Annotated in this window: 29 protein-coding genes and 1 tRNA gene; 16 read left to right on the top strand and 14 right to left on the bottom strand. The window is 55.1% G+C overall.

What is annotated here, in order from left to right; translation table 11 throughout:
• Positions 1-36: 36 nt before the first annotated feature.
• From ACZ51B_RS09990 to ACZ51B_RS09975, 4 genes are read left to right on the top strand one after another with little or no spacing between them, the layout of a single operon-like run.
• Positions 37-1,347 (top strand): hypothetical protein, encoded by a 1,311-nt coding sequence (locus ACZ51B_RS09990; protein WP_464297102.1) that lies wholly within the window; start codon positions 37-39, stop codon positions 1,345-1,347.
• Positions 1,347-2,801, top strand: a complete 1,455-nt coding sequence (locus tag ACZ51B_RS09985) for a proteasome accessory factor PafA2 family protein (protein WP_464297101.1) — start codon at positions 1,347-1,349, stop codon at positions 2,799-2,801. Before ACZ51B_RS09990 ends, ACZ51B_RS09985 begins: the two co-directional genes overlap by 1 nt.
• Positions 2,798-2,980, top strand: a complete 183-nt coding sequence (locus ACZ51B_RS09980) for a ubiquitin-like protein UBact (protein ID WP_464297100.1) — start codon at positions 2,798-2,800, stop codon at positions 2,978-2,980. Before ACZ51B_RS09985 ends, ACZ51B_RS09980 begins: the two co-directional genes overlap by 4 nt.
• Complete coding sequence (locus ACZ51B_RS09975) at positions 2,977-3,723, top strand: proteasome subunit alpha (protein ID WP_464297099.1); 747 nt, start codon at positions 2,977-2,979, stop codon at positions 3,721-3,723. The genes ACZ51B_RS09980 and ACZ51B_RS09975 overlap by 4 nt, the downstream gene beginning before the upstream one ends.
• A 37-nt stretch (positions 3,724-3,760) precedes the next feature.
• Here ACZ51B_RS09975 and ACZ51B_RS09970 read toward each other — a convergent pair whose 3' ends face one another.
• Both ACZ51B_RS09970 and ACZ51B_RS09965 read right to left on the bottom strand, forming a co-directional pair.
• The gene (locus ACZ51B_RS09970; RefSeq protein WP_464297098.1) at positions 3,761-4,363 is read right to left on the bottom strand and encodes a hypothetical protein; all 603 of its coding nucleotides are present in this window, start codon (positions 4,361-4,363) and stop codon (positions 3,761-3,763) included.
• Between the two features lie 132 nt (positions 4,364-4,495).
• Positions 4,496-5,026: a hypothetical protein gene (locus ACZ51B_RS09965; RefSeq protein ID WP_464297097.1), complete on the bottom strand. Its 531-nt coding sequence runs from the start codon at positions 5,024-5,026 to the stop codon at positions 4,496-4,498.
• A 114-nt stretch (positions 5,027-5,140) separates the two neighbouring features.
• Here ACZ51B_RS09965 and ACZ51B_RS09960 point away from each other — a divergent pair, with 114 nt between their 5' ends.
• From ACZ51B_RS09960 to ACZ51B_RS09950, 3 genes are read left to right on the top strand one after another with little or no spacing between them, the layout of a single operon-like run.
• Entirely contained in the window at positions 5,141-5,701 is a 561-nt protein-coding gene (locus tag ACZ51B_RS09960; protein WP_464297096.1) for an isochorismatase family protein, read from the top strand.
• Between the two features lie 21 nt (positions 5,702-5,722).
• A complete protein-coding gene (locus ACZ51B_RS09955) occupies positions 5,723-6,370 on the top strand; it encodes an ankyrin repeat domain-containing protein (RefSeq protein ID WP_464297095.1) in 648 nt (215 codons plus the stop codon).
• A gap of 42 nt (positions 6,371-6,412) precedes the next feature.
• Entirely contained in the window at positions 6,413-8,443 is a 2,031-nt protein-coding gene (locus ACZ51B_RS09950) for a S9 family peptidase (RefSeq protein WP_464297094.1), read from the top strand.
• A 138-nt stretch (positions 8,444-8,581) separates the two neighbouring features.
• Here ACZ51B_RS09950 and ACZ51B_RS09945 read toward each other — a convergent pair whose 3' ends face one another.
• Both ACZ51B_RS09945 and ACZ51B_RS09940 read right to left on the bottom strand, forming a co-directional pair.
• The gene (locus ACZ51B_RS09945; protein WP_464297093.1) at positions 8,582-9,349 is read right to left on the bottom strand and encodes a prepilin-type N-terminal cleavage/methylation domain-containing protein; all 768 of its coding nucleotides are present in this window, start codon (positions 9,347-9,349) and stop codon (positions 8,582-8,584) included.
• 67 nt (positions 9,350-9,416) lie between these two features.
• Entirely contained in the window at positions 9,417-10,763 is a 1,347-nt protein-coding gene (locus ACZ51B_RS09940; protein ID WP_464297092.1) for a phosphohexomutase domain-containing protein, read from the bottom strand.
• A gap of 244 nt (positions 10,764-11,007) precedes the next feature.
• Here ACZ51B_RS09940 and ACZ51B_RS09935 point away from each other — a divergent pair, with 244 nt between their 5' ends.
• On the top strand, positions 11,008-11,853 hold the full coding sequence (locus tag ACZ51B_RS09935) for a deoxyribonuclease IV (protein ID WP_464297091.1): 846 nt from the start codon (positions 11,008-11,010) through the stop codon (positions 11,851-11,853).
• A gap of 43 nt (positions 11,854-11,896) precedes the next feature.
• Here ACZ51B_RS09935 and ACZ51B_RS09930 read toward each other — a convergent pair whose 3' ends face one another.
• Positions 11,897-12,346 (bottom strand): hypothetical protein, encoded by a 450-nt coding sequence (locus ACZ51B_RS09930; protein WP_464297090.1) that lies wholly within the window; start codon positions 12,344-12,346, stop codon positions 11,897-11,899.
• Positions 12,347-12,557: 211 nt separating this feature from the next.
• On the opposite strand from ACZ51B_RS09930, the gene ACZ51B_RS09925 reads away from it, so the two are divergent.
• On the top strand, positions 12,558-13,463 hold the full coding sequence (locus tag ACZ51B_RS09925; RefSeq protein ID WP_464297089.1) for a hypothetical protein: 906 nt from the start codon (positions 12,558-12,560) through the stop codon (positions 13,461-13,463).
• Positions 13,464-13,475: 12 nt separating this feature from the next.
• Here the strand turns inward: ACZ51B_RS09925 and ACZ51B_RS09920 are convergent.
• The 6 genes from ACZ51B_RS09920 to ACZ51B_RS09895 form a co-directional block, all read right to left on the bottom strand.
• Positions 13,476-13,551: transfer RNA gene (locus ACZ51B_RS09920), tRNA-His, on the bottom strand.
• Entirely contained in the window at positions 13,542-13,865 is a 324-nt protein-coding gene (locus ACZ51B_RS09915) for a hypothetical protein (protein WP_464297088.1), read from the bottom strand. The genes ACZ51B_RS09920 and ACZ51B_RS09915 overlap by 10 nt, the downstream gene beginning before the upstream one ends.
• Positions 13,838-14,182, bottom strand: coding sequence for a hypothetical protein (locus tag ACZ51B_RS09910; protein WP_464297087.1), 345 nt, complete (start codon positions 14,180-14,182; stop codon positions 13,838-13,840). The genes ACZ51B_RS09915 and ACZ51B_RS09910 overlap by 28 nt, the downstream gene beginning before the upstream one ends.
• Positions 14,183-14,249: 67 nt before the next feature.
• Positions 14,250-14,516, bottom strand: a complete 267-nt coding sequence (locus tag ACZ51B_RS09905) for a hypothetical protein (protein WP_464297086.1) — start codon at positions 14,514-14,516, stop codon at positions 14,250-14,252.
• Positions 14,517-15,419: 903 nt separating this feature from the next.
• Positions 15,420-15,689, bottom strand: coding sequence for a hypothetical protein (locus ACZ51B_RS09900; protein WP_464297085.1), 270 nt, complete (start codon positions 15,687-15,689; stop codon positions 15,420-15,422).
• A gap of 73 nt (positions 15,690-15,762) precedes the next feature.
• Entirely contained in the window at positions 15,763-16,437 is a 675-nt protein-coding gene (locus ACZ51B_RS09895; protein WP_464297084.1) for an LON peptidase substrate-binding domain-containing protein, read from the bottom strand.
• 121 nt (positions 16,438-16,558) lie between these two features.
• Here ACZ51B_RS09895 and ACZ51B_RS09890 point away from each other — a divergent pair, with 121 nt between their 5' ends.
• From ACZ51B_RS09890 to ACZ51B_RS09880, 3 genes are all read left to right on the top strand, one after another.
• Positions 16,559-18,298, top strand: coding sequence for an ATP-binding protein (locus ACZ51B_RS09890; RefSeq protein WP_464297180.1), 1,740 nt, complete (start codon positions 16,559-16,561; stop codon positions 18,296-18,298).
• 55 nt (positions 18,299-18,353) lie between these two features.
• Entirely contained in the window at positions 18,354-18,695 is a 342-nt protein-coding gene (locus ACZ51B_RS09885) for a hypothetical protein (RefSeq protein ID WP_464297083.1), read from the top strand.
• Positions 18,696-18,860: 165 nt separating this feature from the next.
• On the top strand, positions 18,861-19,472 hold the full coding sequence (locus ACZ51B_RS09880) for a PEP-CTERM sorting domain-containing protein (protein ID WP_464297082.1): 612 nt from the start codon (positions 18,861-18,863) through the stop codon (positions 19,470-19,472).
• 45 nt (positions 19,473-19,517) lie between these two features.
• On the opposite strand, the gene ACZ51B_RS09875 is transcribed toward ACZ51B_RS09880, so the two are convergent.
• Genes ACZ51B_RS09875 through ACZ51B_RS09865 form a run of 3 tightly spaced genes read right to left on the bottom strand, consistent with a single transcriptional unit; the run spans position 19,518 to position 21,026 of the window.
• Entirely contained in the window at positions 19,518-19,940 is a 423-nt protein-coding gene (locus ACZ51B_RS09875) for an acyl-CoA thioesterase (protein WP_464297081.1), read from the bottom strand.
• Between the two features lie 11 nt (positions 19,941-19,951).
• Positions 19,952-20,578, bottom strand: coding sequence for an anthranilate synthase component II (locus ACZ51B_RS09870; protein WP_464297080.1), 627 nt, complete (start codon positions 20,576-20,578; stop codon positions 19,952-19,954).
• A 4-nt stretch (positions 20,579-20,582) separates the two neighbouring features.
• Positions 20,583-21,026, bottom strand: coding sequence for a GNAT family acetyltransferase (locus ACZ51B_RS09865; RefSeq protein ID WP_464297079.1), 444 nt, complete (start codon positions 21,024-21,026; stop codon positions 20,583-20,585).
• A 63-nt stretch (positions 21,027-21,089) separates the two neighbouring features.
• Between ACZ51B_RS09865 and ACZ51B_RS09860 the strand changes: the two genes are divergently transcribed.
• The 4 genes from ACZ51B_RS09860 to ACZ51B_RS09845 all read left to right on the top strand — a co-directional run bounded on the left by ACZ51B_RS09860 (position 21,090) and on the right by ACZ51B_RS09845 (position 25,069).
• Entirely contained in the window at positions 21,090-21,713 is a 624-nt protein-coding gene (locus tag ACZ51B_RS09860) for a tudor domain-containing protein (RefSeq protein ID WP_464297078.1), read from the top strand.
• A gap of 86 nt (positions 21,714-21,799) precedes the next feature.
• Positions 21,800-22,498, top strand: a complete 699-nt coding sequence (locus tag ACZ51B_RS09855; RefSeq protein ID WP_464297077.1) for a cytochrome b/b6 domain-containing protein — start codon at positions 21,800-21,802, stop codon at positions 22,496-22,498.
• Complete coding sequence (locus tag ACZ51B_RS09850) at positions 22,495-23,286, top strand: molybdopterin-dependent oxidoreductase (protein WP_464297076.1); 792 nt, start codon at positions 22,495-22,497, stop codon at positions 23,284-23,286. Before ACZ51B_RS09855 ends, ACZ51B_RS09850 begins: the two co-directional genes overlap by 4 nt.
• A 91-nt stretch (positions 23,287-23,377) precedes the next feature.
• Positions 23,378-25,069 carry a GAF domain-containing hybrid sensor histidine kinase/response regulator gene (locus tag ACZ51B_RS09845; RefSeq protein ID WP_464297075.1) on the top strand — a complete coding sequence of 564 codons (1,692 nt, stop codon included), beginning with the start codon at positions 23,378-23,380 and terminating at the stop codon, positions 25,067-25,069.

The raw sequence follows: 25,069 nt of genomic DNA, 5'->3' as shown, positions 1-25,069 counted from the left end.
GTGGGCTTCTCATCGCATCAAAGAGGTGAACTGAGTTTGAGGAAGTGGGCATTTTTATTAGCCGCCACGGCAGCCGTAGTGATTGGTTGTGGTGGTAGCAGTGGCGGTGGTGGTTCTACCACGACGTCTGGGTCAACAAGTGGAAGAGCAACTGCGGCAACTGTTAACTTGCCGCAAACGGATGGAATTGTAACCTTCGGTTTTCTGACAGGCCAAGGCCGAGATACAAATCCGCTCGTAGCAGTTATCACTCGTCTATATTTACAGAACGCAGATTTTGGACTGATCAACCGAACACAAAGCAGCCAAGAGGTTCCTCTTGCGCTCGACTCCTACGGAGCTGTTCAGCAGATCCCGTTGGTTGCGCAGTTCCAAGGCAACGCAACGTATCTAAACAGCGGTTTGTTTGAAACCTTCAACTTTGATCCGAACTCGTTCCGACCTGATGGAACGACCAGTACGGATACGGTTCTGAGAGATTCAACCATCCCGTTCGCAATCCCGTCAGCTATCCGAGCGTTCCCGGGTCGACAGTCGTTTGTCCCCATTCACCTGGATGCAACGATGTTCAGCATCGATGCAAACAACGTGGTTACCATGGACCAGGCAAAGTTCAATAACGTGAACTTTGGACCTTCCGGTGGAGTGCTTCAGAGCCGATTGAGCGATTTCGTTCGCTTCGATCTAACCGGCTTAGACGCAAGTGCAAGACCTCTGATGAGCGACGGCACCACAGCAGCATCGTACGTTTACTTCTCAGGTGACAACTACTCGCTTTCCGATGCGGACCCACGCGGCATCTTCGAGACGCTCACCCTGGATCCGACATCTCCAGTTGTTGGCCACGTGGCACCTCCTTCAACAGGTACCACCAAGTTCCCAGGAACTTACAACAACCAGACAACCAGCCCAGCTGACGTGTTTGGAGTGGCAAAGCTCACCGCCGTGGTCGGAACTTGGAGAGACTATAAAGAGGTCCTCTCGAACATCCACACGTTCGAAGTGGTGATGTTCCCGAACAGCAGCGAGAAGTACGACGCAACCAAACAGGGTGACCTGGTGGCCATCGTCCGAAACGCAAGTGGTGTCATCACCAACTTCTACTTCGGCGCAGCCAACCTGGATGCCGGAACCTTCAAGCTGTTCCCAATCAAGAATCTCGTCGGTGGCGATACGACTGGCGAACTTGATGGAACGCTCACCGCCTACCTCAACCGAAGCGGTGGTTCAGCGAGCCTCAACGATCTCACTACTGTGAGAAACGGTACGTACACCTTCACCACACCTGCTGCTCAGCTTCCAACAGGATTCTTGGCAACAGGCAGCTTCGTCGTCTTCCGACGATAATGAAACCTATCCTCGCAGGCGTCGAAACGGAGTACGGTCTTCTTATCGACGGCCGCGGGGCAGACAGTCAGGTTGAAGATTCTCAAGCACTCGTCCGGAGTTATCCGGACGAGTGCTTTTTAGGTTGGGACTACCGTACAGAGTCACCCCGCGCAGACCTTCGGGGTTTCAAGCTGGAGCAGCTGGCTTTCGATCCAGAAGACGCCAAGTTTGACCAAGGCAAGTCCTATGGCACCTCTGCCGAGATCCGGTCCGACAGAATCCTACCCAACGGAGCACGGTTCTACAACGACCACGGCCACCCCGAATACGCCACCCCAGAATGCTGGTCCATCTTCGATCTCGCCCTCCGAGACTTCCAAGGGCAGGACGTCGTCTTGCAAGCCGCCCTAGCATACGAAGAGAAGATCGAAACCCGAGTCCGCATCTATAAAAACAACACAGACTTTCACGGCGCGTCCTACGGCACGCACGAGGGCTATCTGGTACCCCGCGCACTCGGTTTCCAAACGCTTTACGACACCGTCTCCCCCATGCTCATCGTCCGGCAGATCCTCACCGGCGCAGGCAAAGTAGGCAGTGAGAGCGGCCCCGCATGCAACTACCAGATCTCGCAGCGCGCCGACTTCTTTGTCGAGCCCTACAACGCGGAAACGCTCTACCGTCGTCCCATCTTCAACACCCGAGACGAGCCGCATGCAGACCATTCTAAATGGATCCGCCTCCACGTAATCTCAGGCGACGCCAACATGATCTCCACCGGCACCGCCCTAAAAGTCGGCTTGGTGAAACTCGCAGTGCAGCTCGCGATCGAAGGCACTGCTCCCATCTGGCGTATTTCAGATCCAGTCAAGGCGTTCCAAAATATCAGTCGCGATGAGCGCTACGAATTCAGAATCGAACTTCAAAACCGATCCTGGACCAACGCATACGAGGTCTTCGAGTCCTACTTCGCAGCCGCCGAGGCAACCCTAGAACTTGACGATGAGATGACTTGGGTCATCGCCACCTCCCGAACTCTGCTCGCAGACCTCAAAGGAAACTTCGCAGCCTTCCGTCGCCGCGTGGACTGGGCAGCCAAGCGATTTGTCTTGGAGCAGTACATGGAAGGCGAAGGAACGGACTGGCGAGATCCCGCCCTGCGCTCCTACGATTTGGAATACCACAATGTCGATCTGGAAGAAGGCCTCCACGAGGCACTGGTCCAGATGGGCGAAGTAGAGCCAAACCCCGCGGAGAAACCCACACAGCGGCTCTCACGCGCATTTGCGCGGGGACTAGCGGTCCAGAAGTTTGCATCCCACCTCATCACCGCCTCCTGGCGAAGCCTGACTTTTGGAATCGAGGGAGATCAGCTAGAGGTGCCCCTTCCACCAGATGTGGAATATCCCGCGAAACTCGCCGAGATTAACGACGTAGGAACGTTCATCAGTATGTTGAGAGGTATCCAATGAGTGACAGCGATCGACTCACCCGACCCGCAAGTCCCGACCCGACTCGCAAGAGCGGCGACGAAAGCGGGCCATCGGCGCCAGACATTCGTAAGCCAGAAGGTGGCAACGAACTGCTACGCCGCATGAAGAAAATCGACCCTGACCAGGCCAAGAAGTATAGGCAGCGTTCCGGCGAGTGAAGGACTTCGCGGAGATTGTCGATTTCGGCTCGACCGCTACCCTGGCGCCCACGAGCTTTGACCCAAACTTTGAGACTCACGGCACCACCGTACTCTCCCTGAGGTTCGACGGAGGCGTTCTGTCGCTTGCGGACCGCCGAGCAACCGCAGGCAACCTCATCATGTACGATCGCGCCGAGAAGATCATGGCGCTGGACGACAGCACCGTGGTCGCCATATCAGGAGCGTTCGCCAAGTCCATCGAGGTCTGCCGCTTCTTGAAACACTCGTTCAAGTACTACCGAAGAACCGTGCTGCACGAGATGTCGATGGAAGGCAAACTAGCGGAGATCTCCCGTGCTCTTGCAGGCAACGCTCCCATGGCGATGCAAGGTATCGGACTGTTCCTCCCCATCGTCTCAACCTACGACGCCAAAAAGGACGAGTTTGGTGTCTACTTCTTCGACGGGGCCGGTGCCCGCTTTGAGAACGGTTCCTACGCATGCGCAGGCTCTGGCTCAGAGCGCATCCGAGGCGTCTTTGAATACATCTCACGCCAAAAAGGCCGCTTTGAAACGCGTCCTCTGGAAGAGGTCATGGTGGACGGCCTGCACATGCTAGACATCGCAGCAGACCTCGACTCGGCAACAGGAGGCTTTAATAAAATCCTTCCCGTAGCCCGAGTGCTTGATCGCGATGGCAATCGCGCAGTATCCGACGACGAACTCCGCCGCTACATCGACCAGATTCTGGTTTCGAGATAGCTTGATCTGCGCTCTGGCCCCCACCAGAGCGCAGACCCTAAATCAAGCTGAGCGTCCGAACGTCCAAAGCCCCGGACTCAAACTGGATCTGATCAATCTCGCCCCCACGTAGATGGATGTCCCCTTCGTAGTGGGCCATGCTGAGCCACTTTTCTAGGCAAGACGGATCCTCAATAGCCACCGTCACGCCCTTCACACGCCCCCGAGGTGCAGGAAAACCATCTGGGTTCAATCGCCGCTTCAGGAACTCCGCGTAGGCGCAAAGAAACAGCGGATAGGGCAGCGGCGTGTCCAAATACAGGTTTGTACAGATATCCTGCGGAGTCTGAGCTTTCTCAGCACCGAAACCCCGCAGCGCAAGCAGCTTAGGGTCGGGCTCCCTCTTGGTCGCAATGCGGTAACCAAGACCTCGCTCCGTGCAGAACAGCTCTGCCTCCAGAAGCGACGTAGGCTCAAACACCAAGTGCGTGAGCTTAGGGTGAGCCACCTCGGCATTCAGAGGCTGCAAAAGTTCAAAGTTGAGCCCACCCAACCCAATCCCAGCCGTGAGCGCATCCGGCCAAAACGGCCCAATGGGCCAAGCCACAGAAAATCCGAGCGTCGTAGTCAGACGATCAAGAGCGCTCTCAATGTCTGGCACGAGGCAAATAACGTGATCCAGTCTATGTAGCACTAAAGTTTAACTACGCCTCTCATACTGTCTTGTACGTCCCGGCACACAAAAAAGCCTCCCCGCTTCTCAGCAAGGAGGCTCGAATTGATTAAGTAGAACTTAGAATCGGTAGCCGATGTAGAAACCAACGGAGTTGGCTCGTGCGGAACCAGCGCGGTCGCTAAGGGTTCCTACGGTCTCGAAATAGATGTTCTCGCCGAGCTCAGCGCCAAAGCCGCCTCGGAGTGTTGCAACGGTGTTGGAGCTATCTACGTCGATGAACGAGATACCTGCACCGATGAAGCCGTAAGTTCGTCGGCCTGGAAGTCTCTGACCCGTGTAGAACCGCTGGTTGATACACAGTGGCCAAACGGTGCCCTTGTCGCCTCGGAAGCTCTTGGTGAAGTAATCCAAGGAGATGTACGACTCTCCGCTTGCGAGAAGGGACTGTGGCAATTGATATTCAACGCCGAGACCGATGAGTGATTTGCCTACGTTCTTCAATGCGTTATCGAACGGGAGGACAACTCCTGCTCTCACTGAAACGTTGACGGGTGTGACGTCGGGGGCGCTGTAGCTGCTTTGTGCATTAGCCGTTACGCCGAGTCCGAGTGCTGCAGCAGTTGCTGCTAGTGTGGTGATTCTCCTCATGCTTATCATTCCCTCCGGGTTGGAATCGAGCGACCTGCTCGTTCCATGAGCGTCGCTATTTTAGCCTGTAATAAGGCTCAGCACAACAATTTGCTTCACGTCTACAATCGGAATATGCCAATCGTGCGCCTGGATGCGTCAAAAAGTGCTCTTTTAGTCGTCGATGTCCAACCTTCCTTTCTAAAGGGGATCGATGAAGCCCAAAGAGTTGTCGACCGTGCCGTTTTCTTGTCGAAGGTCGCAATTTTGAAAGGGGTCCCTGTTTTGGCCACAGAACAGTACCCCTCCAAGATGGGCCACTCCCACGAGGATCTGCTCCCCCTCATCGGAAAACCAACCCCCAAAATGAGCTTTTCCTGCTGGCAAAATCCCGAATTTCGTGCAGCCCTCGAAGCGACGGGAAAGCTACAGGTCGTCATCGTCGGGATAGAAACACACATCTGTGTGTTCCAAACAGCTCAAGACCTCATCATGGAGGGCTTTGAAGTCGTGGTCTGCCCCGATGGTGTCTCAGCAGGCAACCTCGAACGCCACAAGCTGGGGATGGAACGCATACGCGATGCCGGGATCGTGCCAGCCCATACGGAAGCCGTGGCCTACGAATGGCAACGCTCCGCAGATCAACCCGGCTTTAAGGAACTCCTTAGTTTTGTCAAGGAAGGACGCCAATCCTAAGAACGCTGTTACAGTGAAGGTATGAGCAACATTGTTGAATATATTCAGTCTGGAGAAATTGAACTCGCAAAGGAGCTCCTAGCGCACAGCCCAGACTTGGCACCCGCCGTCACGGAGAACGGCGTCTCAGCACTGATGCTTGCCCGCTACATGGGGCATACCGACCTGGCCGAAAAGATGGCCAGTCTCCACCCCGGCCTAAACGTCTTTGAGGCAGCCGCCCTGGGCCATGTAGACCGCCTGAGACAGTTGGTTAGCGAAGATCCATCACTCGTCAGCCAAAGGAGCCCAGACGGCTTCACAGCCCTCGGGTTTGCCGCCTATTTCAATCATCCTTCCGCCGTCGAAGTTCTCATCGCAGCCGGGGCACCCGTAGACGAGGTTAGCAAGAATCGGGAAAAGGTAGCCCCGCTCCACTCAGCCCTCTCAGGACAACATACCCAGGCCATCCACATGCTGGTAGAAGCAGGGGCCGATGTCAATCAGGCGAGTGGAGCCGGATGGACGCCTCTGCACTACGTGGCGACAACCAACGACGTGGAAGTGGCTCGCTATCTGATAGAGCACGGTGCGAAAGTTGGGCCCAAAAACTCCGATGGCAAGACGGCTCTAGAAATCGCCACCGAAGCAGGCCACCAGCAGTTGGTAGATCTGTTGCAGAAAGCGTAACAGAAGCAGCAAGGCGTGCCCGAAGGGATGTATCCTTCGGGAATGTCTAAACGCCCAATGCGTCCAGAGGATCTCCTCAAGATCGTCTATGTAGGCGATCCTCAGATGAGTCCAGATGGCTCCCGAGTCCTGTTCTCCCGTAAGACCATCACGGATAAGAACAAATACCTCACCCATCTCTGGACCGTCGACTTCGAAGGACACCTCACACAATGGACGCAGGGCGACAAATCGGCAGCAGGCGGACGCTGGTCACCCGATGGTAGCTCTATCGCTTTCTCCAGCAGCCGAGACGGCAAGGCTGGCCAGATCTATCTCATCTCGACCCAAGGCGGCGAGGCACAGAAACTCACAGAGCTTCCAGAAGGCAGCGTCGGAAATCTCCTATGGTCGCCCGATGGCAAGTACATCGCCTTCACCTTCCGAGATGAGATCCCAGACCGAACCGAAGCCGCTACCAAAGAGCGCGAAGCCAAGGGCGGCAGCGAGCCTCCTCTCGTTTTCGACGACATCTGCTACCGATTGGATGGCGACGGCTACTTCGCTGGGCAGCGCCACAAGCTCTACCTTCTTCAAGTGACCGGTCCCGTGGAAGGCAGCCGAGTAAAACTCCTATACGAAGCCGACCCATTAGGCGACTACTCGTTCGACTGGTCTCCCAACTCGCAGGAGCTGGTAGTGATCCATCACGCCACCAAGCGACCTTTCTCAGAGGCACCCAACAAGCAGATCTGGCGCGTAGACCTAGAAGGTCAAGCCATCAAGCTCGAAGGCCTACCCAAGGGCGACAAATCCACGCCCAAATGGTCTCCTGATGGCAAATGGATCGCCTACGCAGGTGACGTAGACGAACAGGACCCCTGGGGTACCCGCAATACCAAGATCTACCTGGTCTCCGCCGACGGTGGCACTCCCAAGGACCTCACAGGCCACCAAGACTTCGACTTCGAGGTCGCAACCCTCAGCGATACCAAAGAAGCCGCCTTCGGCGTCGTCATGGATTGGGCACCCGACAATAGCGGACTCTACGCGCAGATAGGCACAAGAGGCGAAACCCAACTCGGATTTGTAAGCAAGGACGGAGGCGTGGAACTCCTCACCAGCGGTCAACACGCCCTATCGATTGGTACCGCTTCCAAAGACGGCAGGCGCATTGCAGCCACCTGGGGCACAGCGGTCAAGCTGCCCGAGGTCGCTGTCATCGAGCCAGAACTGGTCACCGGCAAACTGGTAGCCAGGTACCTCACCGATTTCAACCACGCGTTTCACGCCGAGATCGAAGTGGTGGAACCAGAAGAACTGCTCATTCCAACGACTGACGGCCTGGAAGTACATGGCTGGGTCCTGAAGCCCGTGGGCTATCTAGAGCCCAAGAGATACCCCGCGATTCTTCAAGTGCACGGTGGCCCCCACACCCAATACGGCTGGGCGTTCTTCCATGAGCTTCAAGTGCAGGCAGCGCAAGGCTACGTCGTCGTCTACACCAACCCTCGAGGCTCCAAAGGCTACGGCGAGGCCTGGACCAGCGCCATTCGTGGCAACTGGGGCACCAAAGACTGGGAAGACATTCAGTCTGTAACCCGCTGGATGCAACACCAGCCCTACATTCATCCAGGGCAGATGGCCGTCATGGGCGGCTCCTACGGCGGCTACATGACCAACTGGGTGATCGGACACACAGACGAGTTCAAGTGCGCAATCACCGACCGCTGCGTGTCGAACATGGTCTCCATGGCAGGCAACTCGGACTTCCCGTTCAACAAGGACGGCTACTTCAAAGGCGTAGCCTGGGGCTCCCTGGAAGAGATCAAGGAACTATGGCGCCAGTCTCCCATCGCCTACTTCCAAAACGTGAAAACTCCAACCTTGGTCATCCACTCCGCCGGAGACCTCCGCTGCAACATCGAACAGGGAGAACAGGTCTTCACCGCCCTCCAGCAGCAAGGCATCGACTCAAGAATGGTCCGATACCCATCCAGCACCTTCCACGGCATGTCCCGCTCCGGCCCACCAGATCTGCGCTTGCACCGGATTGGCGAGATCCTAGGCTGGCTAGACAAGCACTTAAAGTAAAACATCAGAACCCTCTCCTTCGTCCGCGAGGGAGAGGGACAGGGTGAGGGTGGACAACCTTTCAAAAACTACACAAACACCAAGCCCTTTGCTTTCACCCCCGAGAGGAAATGCCGGGATCGGAGAGTCCGGAGGTGGCTAATCCAGATTCAAACCAGCGGACTGGACTGTGCCGCGAGTGAACCATTGGTCCTTGAGGGCCGCGCGTTTGATGGGTTTGGCGTGGCCGTCTACCATAGCGATCAGTGCGTTTCCTTTGGTGTCGACTCTATGATGCGTACGGTCTACCGACTTGGTGGACATGTGGCGGAAGTCAACATTAGGATTGTCGGGCATGGATCCAGGGGGGTCTACGAACCCGAAGTCGTAGGTCTGGCCATCGCCACCAGGTGCCCATGGAGCTAGGTAGTAAGAACTGGTTGCGAATACGATAGTGTCACTGGGGAACTGAATCTCGCTGAGGCGGGCTGGGTTGGAGCAGTTGGGGAACTGGGAGTAGTTCTTGGTGATGTGAAAATCGCTCCCGATATAGCCCCAGTTATAGCCAAACCCACTGTGATCCCCAAGGTAGTTCTTGCCTTGGAAGGTGGGGTCCTTAAGGGGTTTTGAACCTAAATAGGAGTGCAACATGCCCAAAGTGGGATCGAAGAACTCCACATCGGTCTGTACGCCGAACCAGGCATGCGTCCAGCCGTTTTCCATATACATGGCCGGCATGTACGTCTCATCGTTGTCCGCCACATACATCAAACTGGCCTTCGCCACCTGGGACAGACAGTTGGAAGCGTTGTACTGAAACGCTAACCGTTTCACGTTGGTGAAAGCGGGAAACAGGATCGCCGCGAGGATCGCGATGATGGCAATCACCACCAGGAGCTCTATCAACGTGAACGCGCGCCGATTCATACAACCGAAATTGTCGGAACCTTGCGCGCGTCTACGCAGAACTACTTGCATCAAAAACTACCTGGTTTTAAGCACGAATCTTGGCGAGAAGTTCTTGGGTCTTCTCGTGCATGAGGGCTGCATTTCCTCGTGCTTCTACGTTCAATCGTATCACGGGTTCAGTGTTGGAGCCACGGAGATTGAACCTCCAGTCGGAATATTCAATGCTTAGGCCGTCAATCTTGCTCACTTCGCCCGCTGCCCCATATTCCGCCTCGATCGCATCCAGAACCGTCTTCACGTCCTTCACTTCGCTGTTCACCTCACCACTGCAAGGATAGTTGTGGATCATCTCCGTGACCAGGTCCCCCAGAGACCTTCCAGACTGGGATACCAACCGGCTCACCAGCAGGAATGGGATCATGCCGCTGTCGCAGTACCAGTGCTGTTTGAAGTAGTGGTGGGCACTCATCTCACCGCCGTAGGTGGCATCTTCGGCGCGCATCTTCTCTTTGATGAACGCATGCCCCGACTTGCAGAGGATGGCTCGGCCCTTGAGCTTCTCGACGATGTCGAGCGTGTTCCAAGTCAGCCGAGGGTCGTAGACGATGCCTAGGCCTGGTTCCTTGGTGAGGATGGCTTGTGCGAGGAGGCCGACGATGTAGTAGCCCTCAATGAAGTTGCCGTGCTCGTCGAAGAAGAAGCATCGGTCGTAATCGCCATCCCAAGCGACGCCGAAGTCGTAGCTTCCCTTCTTGAGGTCTTCCACTGTTCCGGCTCTTGCCTCTTCCAAGATCGGGTTTGGAACGCCGTTGGGGAAGGTGCCATCAGGTTCAAAATGACGTCGGGTTGGGTTCAGCGGGAGGTGCTTCAGCAGCATGTCGCAGGCCACTCCGGCGGCTCCATTTCCTGCATCAAGAAGCACATTTAGCGGCTTGAGGTCGCTTGGTGGGACGATGCCTAGGAGGTGCTGGATGAAGTCGGCATAGACATCTTTGTCGGTTCTTGTGCCGGTTCCGGTCCTTTCCCACTTCTTCTCAAAGGCGCGTCTTTCGATGTCAAGGAGTCCGGTGTCGCCACTGATGGGGCGGCTTTCGGAGCGGACCATCTTTAGGCCGTTGTACTCGGGTGGGTTGTGGCTGGCGGTGATCATAACACCCCCGTCATAGCCATAGAATGCGGTGGCAAAGTACACCATTTCGGTACCAACCATGCCCAAATGGATCACGTCTACGCCGGCGTCGTTGAGGCCGCGTGCGAAGGCGTCGTACAGTTCCGGTCCGCTGAGGCGGATATCGTAGCCGATACACACCTGGCGTGGGTTGAGTTCGTCGGCATAGGCTCGTCCTATTTCGTAGGCCAGTTCTGGGTTGAGTTCGCTTGGAACCTTCCCGCGGACGTCATATGCTTTGAATGCTGCCAGGTATTTGCCCATAGAGCAAAGTCATACCCGAAGTGATCGTCCTACCGGCTGGTAACAATGCCAGTGACAACAATTTCTTGTTTTAAGGGTGGCGTTTGCTCTGTGAAATGGGCGGAAACTGGCAAAAAATAGTACTAAAATTTAATGAAAAATGCCCCAAAAACGGGAAAAATCGGGCGTTTTTGCCCGAAAAAACCGACTTTCTCTCGCGTGTTTGGCGTTGTGGGTGGGGGCCTCGAAAGGTACTCTCCTGTTTATGGCAGCGACGCTTCTGGGGGCACACGTCCCGACATCAAAGGGTCTTGGAAATGCGATTCGGGAGGGGCATGGGTTTGGGTGCACGGCGATTCAGGTGTTCACTTCCAGCCCTCGCATGTGGAAGTCTGCTCCTGCGGATCCGGGCAAGGCTGCTGATATAGCGGCAGCGGTTAAGGAGACAGGTATCGAGGCACTAGTGAGTCACGATACTTACTTAGTAAATCTTTGCCATCCCGAGCCAGAGACTGCCGAGAAAAGCTATAGCACCCTGCGCGATGAGATGGTTCGGTGTGGGGTTTATAAGATTCCTTTTGTAGTGTCTCACATGGGGGCACTCAGTGGACAGTCTCAGGAAGTGGGTCTGAAGAAAGTGGCTGAGGCTGCGTTGCGGATCTTGGACGATACTCCTGAGGGAGTTACGCTTTTGATGGAGACGACTGCGGGGCAGGGGTCTTCGATTAACAGCAAGTTCGAGGAGATCGCGAAGATCTTGGAGTTAACCAAGGCCCCTGGGCGGCTGTGTGTTTGTCTCGACACTTGTCACATCTTTGCAGCCGGGTACGACATCCGCACGCCGGAGACGTTTGAGGCTACTTTTGCTGAGTTCGACAAGGTGGTTGGGTTCGACCGGTTGAAGGTGGTCCACTGCAACGATAGCAAGAAGGCCTTGGGGACTCGTGTGGACCGGCACGACAACATTGGGAAGGGGTTCATTGGCGTGGAGGCGTTTCGGTGTTTGGTGAACGACTCTCGGTTCGACCGGATTCCGATCATTTTGGAGACGCCCATTGAGAATGAGGGGCATGAGAACGACTTGGCCCTTCTGAAGTCGCTGATCGCCTGAGACGGCGGGGGCAGGACCCGAGGGTCCTGCCGGGAATGGAGGGTTATCGGGCGGTTGCCCCAGTGAGCGTGCTGAGTTGAGTTACTTCCACGTTCTTCAGGGCCACATCCACGTACTTGATCGCTAAGCGCTCCACCGCTGAACGGATGTCTTTGTTCTCGATATCCCCAAGAGCTTGCTGGAAGATCGAGGCGACGATGATGGTGTCGCCGAATTCCATGTGGTGACCTTTGGGTGGCCACTTTCTTGGGGGCGGGCAGATGTCGCCATCATCCCATCCGGCAATCATGCCGCGAGCAGCAGTCACGTAGGACTTCGCTTGATCGGGCGGTAGGTTCTTTGCCACTTCGTCCATGGTGAGGACTGCCGTGACGGTCTTGTTTACCTTTGCTACGAGTTGCTTCCTTCCGTCCCATTGGGGGTGGATCGCGTCGTACATTGCGGGGTTCATCCTCGCGAGAATCTCAAGAAATTGAATATTGACGTTACTCATTCACGTCTCTCCTTAAGTCAGCTTTTCCTGCTGAGGTACCCCATTGTATGTACGGGTTTCTGAGAGTGTCAAGATAAATATGATGATCTTTTAGGGAGTAAGTTGCACAAATCCGTAAAGGGGTTCTTGGTTGGGTACGGGGGGCACTGTGTTGAGTTAGGTGTCCCTGAAGTCATGGCGGTCCATGGTCTTTGTTGTAGACTTTCGTGTGATGCAAGATCGGTTTCAGGAGCCTGTTGAGGACGAGAACTATATTAGGCCGGAGCTCGCAGAACAGATCATTGAACGGTTTGCGGAGCGGGAGCGGCTTCGTCAGTTAGAGCAGGAGCGCCTGGCGTCGATGACGAGGGTTGAGGATTTGGCGTCGCTGCTGGGGACGACTCCGGAGGATATTGCGAAACTTGCTGCTGAGACTTCGGTTGTGGACACGGTGCGTTCCGAGGAAGAACTGAATGAAACTGCCAACCGAGCCGGTCAATGGGTGATCGGCATCCTTGGTGGATCGTTCCTTTTCCTGTGCTTTGTTCTTGCTATTCGGTCACCACGGCAAGGTTCGGAGATCACCGTGGGCGCTCCTAGTCCTTCTTTTCAGGTCCCTGCCTCTACAGGAGTTGATTCCACTTGGAATACAAGGGAGATCGCAACCGACACCGCCCCTGCTGGTTTAAGGCGCCCTCCATTGTCGGTTAACGGGTGGCCAGATTTTGACGCGGCGCTTCGGCGTACGATTGTGAAAGAGCCTCCAGCTGGAGTTACGATTCAGATCTACTCTGGCGATTTGATGTTTGCGACTGGACACTTTTCCAAGAATCCGAGCTTGGGTGCTGGAGCAGCAGCGGATATCTGTGCATCGATCCGTTCGCTGATGGCCTATCAGGAGGCGCGGTTTGAACTTCTTTCGGCTGGTGAGGTGCTTCCGTTCAAGGATGTGCCCATGGAATCGACGGCGTCCGTCCCGGGTTGGCACCGGTTGTGCTTGCTGATTGGTGGCAATACGGTGAACGCGTTGCTGCCTGATCGCCGATACTATTTGAGCAATCCTGGCTATGAGACAGAAGTGAATCGACGGCTCAACTGGGTTACTGGCCTTTTAGACAAGCGAGCCGTGAAGAAGTAGGGTTAGGGGGAATGGGGCGGATGATGGGTCTCGAACCCACGGCCTCCTCAGCCACAGTGAGGCGCTCTAACCCCTGAGCTACACCCGCCACGCAATATTAAGTTTGGCAGATGAGAGCGCGATTCGGCAACCCCTGTCAGGACTATTAGGTGCGGGTGGTTGTGTGGGGCTGTCTTTCTCGTGATCGTTCCCGCCCTGCTGCTGCGTTCGCCGCACCCGCTTTCCTGGGCTTGTGGTTGGCTGTATGAGGTCGTGCCGGTTGGTGCCTTCGGACGTTGAGTAAGTCTGTCGAGGCTCTGCAAGGCCCCGTGAGGAGGGTTGGAGGCTTCTGGCACCCTTTCGGGGTGCGGATTCAGGGTGGGCTTTCAACGGGTCTAGCGACCCGTTGCTACTTTCTGGCATCCCGTTTGGGATGCTTCGGAGGGGATGGGGAGCGTGCTGACAGCACTTGGGGTTTGGTGGTGGTTGGTTTCCAGGACTGCGTCCTTCGCTCGGACTGAGCGCCCCATTCGGGGCTCGGGGAAGGGGCGGTCAGGGTTGTTTGCTCGGCTATCGATTCGTTGCGGCTTTCGCGGGGCTTGCGCCGCTGGGCTGTGGGTATGCCGCTTCAGAGGGGTTGGGTGTCTTTGAGGGTTGGAGGCTTCTGGCACCCCTTTCGGGGTGCGGTTCTTGGTGGGAGCTTTCGGTGGGTCTTCGACGCCACCGCTACTTTCTGGCATCCCGATTGGGATGCTTCGGAGGGGATGGGGAGCGTGCTGACAGCACTTTGGGTTTATTGTGGTTTGGTTACCAGGACTGCGTCCTTCGCTCTGACGGAGCGCCCCATTCGGGGCTAGGGGTGAGGAAGGGACGGTTAGGTTTTGCGTATGCCGGGCTTTCAGCCCTCTTTCCTTTGTTGTAGCTTTCCCAGGGCTTGCGCCGCTGGGCTGTTGGTATGTCGTTTCGGAATGGGTTGGGTGTCGTTGAGGGTTGGAGGCTTCTGGCACCCTTTCGGGGTGCGGATTCAGGGTGGGCTTTCAACGGGTCTAGCGACCCGTTGCTACTTTCTGGCATCCCGTTTGGGATGCTTCGGAGGGGATGGGGAGCGTGCTGACAGCACTTGGGGTTTGGTGGTGGTTGGTTTCCAGGACTTCGTCCTTCGCTGGAACGGAGCGCCCCGTTCGGGGCTGGGGAGCGTGCATTGCTGACTTCCTGTTGGATTGGAAATCGGATGGTGATTGGTAGGTTTTGCCCCCTCACTCCGGCTCTCTCCCCCAAATTCCGGAGAACTTGGGGGAGAGAGGGGCTTCGGGTGGGTTTCCGTTCTTTGTTTGCTCTTAGTCAAGTTGGTGGGGGGCGGGGGACTCTTCTTTAGTTGTCTCGGCTAGGAAGGAGTCAGAGCGGGGGGTTCGTGGATTTTGGGATGCAGCCGGACTCTCCTATCCCACCTTTCCTCTCGGGGACGAAAGGAAAGGGGCCGGAGGCGTTGGTTTGGGTGGTTTGGTAGGTTGTCAGTGCTCGACCCTCGGATGAAAGAGAGGGTTTTGACGTTGTTGGTGCCTCTGTGGGGACTGAAACGAATCTGAGTGGAGAGTTCGTGGATTTTGGAAACCAGCCGGACTCTCCTTTCCCCATCTTTCCTCTCGGGGACGAAGGGAAAGGGGGCGGAGGCGTTTGGTAGGTTGTCCGCCCTTGCGCTTGTATGTTCATGTTATGCCTCTCGATGTGGGAACGTTTGAGGTGAGTTTGGGCTGTACGGTTTCTTTGGCCTTTTCTGTGTGTGTAGGTGAGAGGAGACTCGGGCAATCTATGAACGCCGTGGGCTAAAACCGTTTTGCGTGTGGCAGTCAAGGCTTGCTATGGAAGCCAGCGCGCCGAAGGATGGCTAGTCCCCATTTGGGAAGTTGGTGTATAGAAACTGAAGGGTCCGTTCCTATGAGGAACGGACCCTTCTGGATGACCTGACTTTGAATCTCCTCAGAGTTTGATTAGGTCGGAGCGGTCTAGTTTTTGGTCTTTCTTTAGGGTGACCTTGATCGTTACTTTCTCGCCGGGGGTGAAGCTTTTGACGGAGCCGAAGAGGGTGTGGGCTCTGTAGAGGCGGACTTGGATGGTTTTGCCGTCTTTGGAGAGGGTGAGTTCTTCGTCGATTCGGTTTCCAAGCTTTCCTGCGAAGGAGACGACTCGGTCTACCTTCTCGATGGTGTAGATGTCGTTTTGCTGCGGCGTATAAGGAATGAAGACCATGATATCTATCTAACGGGCAGGATTTGTACCACGTGCTGTTCTGCCGGAAAATCGGGTGTTTTAACTGGGGAGGCTAGTTTGGGTTCATCCACTCTTTCATGTCGCGTGAGCGGAGTTTGAAGAAGGTGGGCTCTTTGGGTTGGCTTCGGAGAAGTGTTAAGAGTTCTTCCATTCTTTCAAGGGTGTCGGTTGTCTCCAGCATCCGTTGTTTATCTAGGTTTTCCAATGGAAACATGTTAGAAAGCATATTGGCGATGGTGAAGGAGAGGACGACTGGATCTGGGGGGAGCATGACCTGGACGTGGAACTCTTGTCGGGCCAGCATGTTTTGGATCATGAGCTTGAATTCGTCCCGGGTATCGGTTAGGATTTGGTCGGCCTCGTTGGTGTGTTCGATCGGGTGTTCGGTGAGGTTTTCCACACGTCCCACGAGGTAGGGCTGGGTGTCTTCCTCTAGCTCTCGGATGCGGAAACGGCGCTCTCCTTGAACCTGAATGTCCATTCTTCCGTCTTCGTACTCCTCCACTTGGATGATGCGCACGGCGGTGCCAACCATGTAAGGATCTGCGATGGCGCCGACCTCTTCACCGCTTCGGATGAGGACGATTCCGAAGGGGCGGTCTTCTTCGAGACAGTTCTGAACCATCAGCCGGTATCGCGCTTCGAACACGTTCAGGCGAAGCGTGGCGAACGGAAACATGACTGTATTGAGGGGAAAGAGTGGCAACTCTTCTAGCTGTTGGGGCATCCCAAACTTAGTATAACGCTCATTGGTCGAACGTTAAGTGTTTGTTTGGCGTCAGCTTTATTGGGTTTCTTGGGAATTTGCACAGGGAATCAAACAGGAGAAAAAGGGTAGATTGGCTAGCGTGTCTTTTGGTGACGATGTCGAACAGTTGAAGTCGCAACTGGCGAGTGCTTTACAGCGAATAAAGGAGCTGGAGGGTACCGTTGATGGTGCGAACCGACGAATCCAGCAGTTGGAAACGGATAAGAACATCCCGGCTTCCGTGCAACGCAATTCTGGAAACGAAGGTGGGCTTGATGTTGCCCCGATTAACGAAGCAGATGTGACGCTTCGTCGATTGGTCCAGCGCATTGCCATGATTCTCCAGGCGGAGAAGATCGTGATCATGTTTTATGATCGCGAAGAGGGCGAGTTGCTCGGTATTCCGCCAAGTTACGGGGTTGAAGAAGATCGACTTAAAGTCTTCAAAGTCCGGGCTACACAAGGCATTTCTGGTCAGGTTTTCCGAGAGTCTGAGGCTGTTATCTTCCACGATGCTGCCAACGATCCTCGAACCCAGCAGGATCCTTTCTCCCTGCTCCATGTTCAGAACGGCGTGACTGTTCCGTTGGTCATTGAGAAGCGGGATGAAGAGAACCGCGTGGTTGAGCGGAACACGATTGGTGTTCTTCATGCGTTCAACAAGCGCCATGGTGAGGACTTTAACGACGAGGACGTGCGGCTGTTGGAGCGCATGGCTCGCAACGTGGGTTCGATCATTGCGAACCTTCAGCTTTATCGCGAAGTGATCCAAGAGCGCGAGGAGTTGGTTCAGACCTTCGAATCGCTGAGTGCGGGTCTGATTCTGGTTTCTCCTGAGGGACGTCTGAGCCAGATCAACGCGACTGCTCGAACGATCTTCAACGTTGGCAACGAGGCGATTGGCAAGATCGGCAAAGAGACCGTTGACAACGCTGAGCTGTGGGAGCTTTTGGAAGAGGCTCAGAAGGGCGGCGAAGGCGGCAAGAAAGAGCTTCAGGTTATGGTCCCTGGTGGCGAGCGGATTTACGAAGTCCAGGCTGCGCAGGTACGTAACGAAGAGGGCAAGGATCTTGGCGTTGTCGCTATCTTTAACGACATCACCGAGATGAAGAACATCGACAAGATGAAGTCGAGCTTCGTCGCGATGGCCTCTCACGAGCTTCGTACGCCTCTCACGGCCATTAAGGGCTTTGTGAGCACCCTATTGATGGGTGAAGACGATTTCACTGTTGAGGAGCGATTAGAGTTCCACCAGATCATCGATCATGAGTGCGACCGATTGCGACGGCTTATTGATGACCTTCTCAACACGGCTCGTATCGAGTCGGGTGAGTCGCTCAAGCCGAACTACACGACAGTGGACGTTGCGGCGCTGCTTGATAAGGTGGTTCGTGTTCAGCAGCAGGCCAGCAACAAGCACACGGTCAAGTTGATTGTTCACAGCCCGATGCCTGCGCGTATCTCGGCTGACGAAGACAAGTTGGATCAGATCTTTACCAACTTGTTGAACAACGCGATCAAGTACAGCCCTGCAGGTGGAGACGTGACGATTCACGCGACCAACGAGGGTGATACGTTGCTGTTTGACGTTGAAGACCAGGGTCTGGGTATTCCTAAGGATCACCTCACCAAGGTCTTTGAGAAGTTCCACCGCGTGAACAACGAAGACAACCGAAAGATCTATGGAACGGGTCTTGGCCTTTACCTGGTTCACCACTTGGTTGAGCAGGTTCACATGGGCAAGATTTGGGTTGAGTCGGAAGTCGGCGTAGGATCGCACTTCAAATTTAGAATTCCAGCATCGATTGATGTTGAGAAGGCTAAAGAGCTTAACAACTAGTCCCCCCAGATGCCTGGTTCTCTTGAAGGGGAACCAGGCATCTTTCATTTAAACCATGAGTCAGCTTGTCGACAATCCATTAGGAATTACCCTTGATGAAAGCCTTCTCGGGGGCTTTGGCGGGTTTCCGGACAACATCTATCTCATCTCCGTTGGAGATGGCAAATACGCGGCAAACAACGTGACTTTGCCCGATGGACAGAACGTGAATGGGCTTGCGTGTTTCCCATCTTTGGATGACGGCACCACCTATATGGGGCTGCTTGCTGGGTTGGGTGGGGAACTGGTGAAGAAGACCTTTGAAGAGTCTCGACAGATTGCTATTAGCAAGCCCTCGCTCAGTTGCCTGTTGCTGTTCGATGGCGGCCATATTGTGGATGTTCACTGGATTCGCTAAGAGTTGTGAATCCTGTTAAGTTTGCTTGAAATGTGCATGTTTAAGCCCGCAAACATTACTTGAATTCAAGATCTCTTCATTGATTACCAGGCCCACGGCACCCATTTTGCTTGTCTAATAACCCAGTGGCTCAACCCTAGGGGTTTGCCACTTAGGGTTTTAGATATGAAGAAGATTTTAGCTATTTTGACGGTTACTTCGGTGGCGGTTGTTGCGAATGCAAGTACTCCTCTGACGTTCACTGGACTTGTTACTGGAGACTCCGGTGTGATCAGCGTTTATGGTCACAGCGAGAATGTTGGAATTGGCAAGCTCAGTTTTACGGACGGCTCCAACACTCTTATTTCTGTCTGCGCGGATGCTCAGAGCTTTCTGGACAGTAACTCTCATGGTTACTTCCCATCGCTGACACCGAACGACACTTCTGGTCTTGGCATTGCAGGTCGCATTGTTGCTAAGTACTTCAACTCGGCAACGACGGCTGATCAGGCTGCTGGTCTTCAGTTGGCAGTTTGGGAAGCGCTTTATGACACTGGAACTTCGTACGACGGAGCCAATGGCAACTTCTTTAGCACCGACAGCGGTTTGGCGAATGCGCAGGCATACGCAGCTACTTATTACAACGGCGCTTATAACACCAGCGGAGTTGCTATGCATTGGGGAACAGAGGATCGAGGCGCTCAGGCTCAGCTCTCTCCTGTTCCAGAGCCAGCTTCCATGGGCGCACTTGCTCTTGGTATTGCTGCGATGGTACGACGCCGACGCAAGTCCGCTTAAGACAACTTAATCAACACCAGAGAATGGGTGGGCACCGGGCGGCGCTCACCCTTCTTGTTTTAGAGGGGGTAGGGCGGAGGAGACTTGTGGCGGCATGCGCTTGGGTGTTCGGGCTACGGCGTCGATCCAGACCCACTCCGTTTCCACTTGTGCGACTCTGAGGCCATCGCGGAGGATTTGGACGTCGCGGATGGCTCTTGCGCCACTGGCCGAGCTGATACGGGTGAGGAGCTCCAGTTCGTCGCCTAGGTGCGCGGGGTGGTAGTAGGTGATTTCGTGCCTTCGGGCTACGAACATTCCTCCGGCTTCGATCATGGCGTCGGTGGAGAGGCCGGCTGATTCTGCGTGGCGGCGTGCGATTTGCTCTGCGTACTGTAGGTAGACGGCGTTATTGACGTGGTCGAGTTCGTCAATTGCGTCTTGGCCTACGACGAGGCTCATGGAGAACTGGTGGGGCCAATTGGACATCTAGGCCTCTTCTACGAGGCGACGGCCAGAGATTTCTGGACCTGATTCACGAAGTTTTGCACAATTCGGAAGCCTTCTTCGGTGAGAACGGATTCGGGGTGGAACTGGACGCCTTCGATGGGGAGCGATTCATGTCTCATTCCCATCACTTCGCCGTCGTCATCTGCGGTTGCGGTGACGATGAATCCGGGTGGGATGGAGTCTTTGGTGATCACGAGGGAGTGGTAGCGGATGGCTCGGAACGGGTTGGGCATACCTTCGAAGAGCCCTTTGCCGTCGTGGGAGACCATGCTGGCTTTGCCGTGCATGATGTTTCGGGCTTGTTTGACGATGCCGCCCGCGACTTCGCCGATGGCTTGGTGACCCAGGCAGACGCCGAAGATGGGGGTTTCTGGGTTGGGGCTGGTTTTGCTGCCATCCCAGCCGGATAGGGCCGCTCTGAGGATGTCGAGGCAGACTCCGCTCTGTTTGGGGGTGCAGGGGCCTGGGGAGAGCATGATGCCGTCTGGTTGGAGGCGTCGGATCTCGTCTAGAGTGATCTCGTCGTTTCGGCGCACAACGATGTCCGCTCCACACTGGCCCAGGTACTGCGCCAGGTTGTATGTGAATGAATCGTAGTTATCGACGACAAGGATCATATGTTTATTGTGAAGCATCTTGGGCGATATCGGGGATCAATCTCTTACCCATGCTGATGACGTGGTCGTCTTTGAAGCCCAGACGTTCATAGAATGCGATGACGGCGTGGTTGGTGCTGCGGATTTGGAGGTTGATTTTGGGGCATCCGAGGGCGAGGAGGCGGGTCTCGCACTCTTCTACGAGTCTTTTGCCGACCCCGCCGCGCTGGAGGTCGGGGGAGACGGCTAGGTAGTTGATCCAACCTCGGTGGCCGTCGTAGCCGACCATGACGCAGCCGATGATCTGGTCTTGTTGGGTGGCGACGAGGAAGAGGTCGGGGCTGTCCGCTTGCTTTCTCGCGATGTCTTTGACCGGATCGTTGTGGGGGACGATGAGGCCGCAGGCGTGCCATAGGGCGATGACCGCTTCTTGATCGCTGGAATGATAGGGCCGTATGTGAAGATCCATTCGTTTGGCTCCGGTCTTTTGGGACCACTCGCAATTTGAGTATGTCTCGGACTAGGATGAGTGATGAAATCGTTTGGCGATGAGTCCTCGCTGCCCGATCTATCGGCAATTCTGACGCGTGCTCATGAGATTGATCAGCAGACGCAGCACATGGCTGTGACGGATCGTGATTTGGACGATTTCATTACGGCCGCTGAGGAGTCTGGGTTATCGCGGGATGCGATTTTGCAGGCGTTGCGTGAGCGGATGGCTTATACGCCGGAGGCTTATCAGGAAGGTTCGCTGGTGTTTGCGAAGGGTGTGGATGACGCCTGGTACGTGGCGAAGTTGGTGAGCACTCAGGGGGTGACTGCCGAGGTGCGGTTCCTTTCCGGCTTGACGGGTTCGGTGGCTGTTGTGGATTTACGCCCGTTTCAGTTTTCTCCGGGGCAGAAGCTGCAGTATGAGTCGCCGAGCTACTACATGTGGGTGGAGGGGGTTATTGAGCGGTTTAATGCGGATAGTCAGAGTGTGACTTTTAAGGCTTGGGGGATGGAGGAGACGGTTCCGCTGGATAAGGTTCGGGTGCGTGAGAAGGTGAGTTCGCCGGTGGGACGTGCTCAGGCGACTTTGGTGCAGGTGGCGGTTGCTGCGGCTGCGGGCGGTGGGGTGTTAGGCTTTCTTATTGGGAAGCTGTTGGGGCATTAGTGCAATTATTCATTTGGGTGTAAGGTGGCGAGGGAACTCTTTGCGATGGCGTACGTTACGAAGAGCGTGCCTTGGAGACTTTGCAGATGAACCGAGTAAAGACGAATACACCGGTGGTGTTAGAGAAGAAGCACCCGCTTGCTATCCGGTGGTTTCATTGGATCAATTTCCCTGTTCTCGCGATCATGATTTGGAGCGGGTTGTTGATCTACTGGGCGAACGATGTTTACTCGTTGAAGATCGGCAGTATTACGGTCCTCAAGATGTTTCCGCAGTCGGTCTACAAGAAGTTTGATCTGGAATCTAAGCTTGCCGACGGCATGGCGTGGCACTTCTTGTTTATGTGGGTGTACGCCATTAATGGGATTCTGTATGTGCTTTACACGGCTATTTCTGGACAGTGGAGAAATCTGCTGCCTGGTCGTGGGGCGCTTAAGGAATCGGTGTTAGTGGTGTTGCATGACTTGAAGCTTTACGAGGGTACGTTGCCCAGGCGGAAGTTTAATGCGGCCCAGCAGATTGCTTATACGTTGGTTGTGTTGATGGGGCTGGGGTCTCTGTTGACGGGGATTGCGATCTACCGACCGATACAGGCTTCTTGGCTGACTAGTTTGCTAGGTGGGTATGTGGTTTGTCGGTTTATCCACTTTTGGCTGACGATGGGTTATGTGGTGTTCTTTACGATTCACGTGGGGCAGGTGATCAAGACCGGTTGGAACAACTTTAGGGCGATGGTTACGGGGTATGAGCTTGTGCCGGTTGAAGAGGCTGGTGAGTTGGCATGAGTGAGCATCGAATAGATCCACGCGATGAGATGAAGCGGATCTCTCGGCGGAGTTTTCTTTGGGCGGCTGGGGCTGTTGGGATGGGCTATGGGGGCTGGCACTGGTTGTCCACGCGGCACCAGGAGAACGGGATTCCCTGGGTTTTCCGGCGGGCTCATGAGTTCAATGAGTCGCTGAGTATGGATCTATTTGATCCGAAGAAGTTGGCGCCTACGTTCCCGGTTAGCCTTGCTGAGATGCCTCGTGAGAACGGGGACGTTGGGGTTCAGGGTGATGATTTTGACCCTGAGCAGTGGACGCTGAACGTGGAGGGGCTGTTTGAGCGTACCGAGCCTTTGGTGGTGACGATGGCTCAGATACTTGCCATGCCGAAGACCGAGATGGTCACGGAGATGAAGTGCGTGGAGGGCTGGAGCACGATTGTGCATTGGGCAGGCGTGCGGCTTTCGGACTTTGCGGCCGTTGTGAAGCCCGCGACGGTCTCTGGCGAGGCTCCGAATGTGGCGAAGAAGCCGGAGGACATTCTTCCTTATGTGGCGATGGAGACTCCTGACGGGGCTTACTATGTTGGGCTTGATACGGCCAGTGCGCTTCATCCGCAAACGTTGTTATGTTATGAGATGGATGGGAAGCGTCTTACGCTGGAACATGGGGCGCCTTTGCGGTTAGTGATTCCTGTGAAGTATGGAATCAAGCATATTAAGCGGATTGGCACCATTCGGTTTGCTACGGAACGGCCTAAAGACTATTGGGCTGAGCAAGGTTATGACTGGTTTGCTGGTCATTAATACTGGGTTTCAATAATGCGGAATTGAGCACATAAGCGCCGTTCTCCTAAGTGTTTGCGATTAGTTGCCAACACTTTTCTTACGGGGAATTATGGACGCTCATTCTGTTCCGATACCAGAAAAAGAGGCGCAGAGACTGGCTGCTCTTCGTGCCTATGAGATTCTGGATACTGCTGCGACGATCGAGTTGGAAGAGATTGTCAACTTGGCTTCCAATATTTGTCGCACACCCCTTTCTGCTGTGAGCCTCGTGGATCAGGATCGGCAGTTTTACCTTTCTAAGAAGGGGATCAACGTTTCTGAGACTCCCCGCCGGGTTTCGTTCTGCCAGTACACGATTATGGGTGACGAGATCTTTGTGGTGAACGACGCCAGCAAGGACGACCGTTTCTCGAAAAGCCCGCTTGTGGTGGATGATGGGACTCGGTTTTATGCGGGTATGCCGCTGGTCACCGCCGATGGGTACGCGCTTGGGTCGCTTTGCGTTTTGGACCGGAAGCCCCGAGAGATTACGTTGGAGCAGAAAGAGGCTTTGAAGAGTCTGGGCAAGCTTGTGGTGGCTCAGATGGAGTTGCATCGTAAGAACCTTCAGTTGGGGCGTCAGGCTCGGGAGCTGGAGATGGCTCGTGAGAACGCTTTGGAGGCGAGCCGTGTGAAGTCGGTGTTCTTGGCGAACATCAGCCACGAGATTCGGACTCCTTTGAACGGTGTGATTGGAATTGCGAGCCTGTTGCGTGAGACGGATCTTTCGTTGGAGCAGCAGGAGTACACCGACATCATTCGTCGGAGCGGTGAGAACCTTCTGAGCGTTGTGAACCAGGTTCTGGACTTCGCGAAGATTGAGACGGGTCAGGCGGTTCTGGACTCGAACGAGTTTGAGCTTGATAAGCTGATGCTGGACCTGATGGAGCCACAGCGGGCTGCGGCTCGGCAGAAGGGTCTGTCTTTGAAGTTTGCATATCACTGCCAGCCGCAGTGTAGTTTGAAGGGTGATACGGACCGGTTCCGGCAGGTGCTGCGTAGTCTGATCGAGAACGCGATCAAGTTTACGCAGGAGGGCGGTGTTTACATCTCTGCTGGGATTCGGCAGAACAAGTCTCACTTGGCGCACGTTGAGATCAAGATTCGGGATACGGGGATTGGTATTCCGGAGGAGCGGCTGAGCAAGGTGTTTGAGCCTTTTGCTCAGGCGGATGGTTCTCTCACGCGTAGTTTTGGCGGCGTGGGGTTAGGTTTGAGCATTACCCACCGGTTGATTCAGCTGATGGGTGGCAAGATCACCATCGACAGTCGGGTGGGGATTGGTACTGTTTGTACGGTGACCCTTGATCTGCCGTGTGTGCAGCTTGAATCGAGTGGCTCCAAGACGTTTGATAAATGGCGTAATCCTGCTGGCTTGAAGGTGCTGATTGTTGAAGACAGCCTTGTGAATATGAAGGTTGCGGCAACGATTCTTACCAAGAAGGGCTTGATTATTTCGACGGCTGCGGACGGTCAGCAGGCGGTCGAGGCGGTACGAGCGCACGACTTTGATCTGGTGTTTATGGATGTCCAGATGCCGGTGATGGATGGGTTGGAGGCCACGACTGAGATTCGCAAGTGGGAGAAGGCTCACAAGCGGAAGCCGCTGATCATTGTGGGCTTGACGGCTCACGCGATGACGGAGCACCGGGATATCTGTTTGGCGAGTGGGATGGACGACTTCATGACGAAGCCGGTGAACATCGCCTCATTTGAAGCTATTTTTGAGCGTTTGAGCCGGGCGAGTTTGGCTGCGGCGTGA

Source organism: Fimbriimonas sp. LA-C6, assembly GCF_055398105.1.
The sequence above is the reverse complement of the archived record's forward strand: the minus strand, read 5'-3'. Positions and strand labels throughout refer to the sequence as shown.